Source organism: Cohnella hongkongensis (genome assembly GCF_042654645.1).
In the GTDB taxonomy this organism is placed as follows: domain Bacteria; phylum Bacillota; class Bacilli; order Paenibacillales; family Paenibacillaceae; genus Cohnella; species Cohnella hongkongensis.
In genome coordinates this window covers 1-760 of record NZ_JBHSEP010000053.1, presented here as the reverse complement: position 1 = coordinate 760, position 760 = coordinate 1, and the positions used below count along the sequence as shown (strand labels likewise).

Annotated in this window: 2 rRNA genes; both read right to left on the bottom strand. The window is 52.8% G+C overall.

Annotated elements, in window-relative coordinates:
* A 23S ribosomal RNA gene (locus ACFO3S_RS27900) occupies positions 1–225 on the bottom strand; the annotation flags it as partial.
* Positions 226–658: 433 nt separating this feature from the next.
* Positions 659–760: ribosomal RNA gene (locus ACFO3S_RS27895) — 16S ribosomal RNA — on the bottom strand; the annotation flags it as partial.

Below are 760 nucleotides of genomic sequence, written 5' to 3'. Positions count from 1 at the left end.
TTTCTCTTCCTCAGGGTACTTAGATGTTTCAGTTCCCCTGGTCTGCCTCCATCGACCTATGGATTCAGTCGAAGGTAACTGCGCATTACCGCAGCTGGGTTTCCCCATTCGGAAATCTCCGGATCAATGCTCACTTACAGCTCCCCGAAGCATATCGCTGTTCGTCGCGTCCTTCATCGGCTCCTGGCGCCTAGGCATCCTCCGTGCGCTCTTATTAGCTTAACCTACTGCAACTGCTAAGTTTGGCCGTAAGGACAAACTTCAGTTGTCAGTCAGCTCCGGGATATCGGTGTTTGGATCTCCGGCGGATCCTCGTTACCAGGCTCCCGTAGCCGGGCGCAGTAACGCATATCCGCGAGTCGTCCAAAACCGACATCCCTTCGCTTACATCACACATGAAAGCATGTGCGTGGTTGACACTCGTAAGGCAAGATGCTTCATTCTTCTTCGCGCTTGTATGACAGCCATTTGGCTGCATACGGTTTGGTTCGCTATCCAGTTTTCAAGGTGCAAGTTGAAGGATTGCTCCTTCAAAACTGAACTTGAGCGTAAGAAACGGTTTGCCACTCCCTCTGTCGACAACCGAGCTCTAGTCTTCGACTAACGCTAGCGGTTGCAACTGGGCCGTGGTCTTTTATAGCTCCGAAGAGCTCCTTAGAAAGGAGGTGATCCAGCCGCACCTTCCGATACGGCTACCTTGTTACGACTTCACCCCAATCATCTACCCCACCTTCGGCGGCTGGCTCCCTTGCGGGTTACC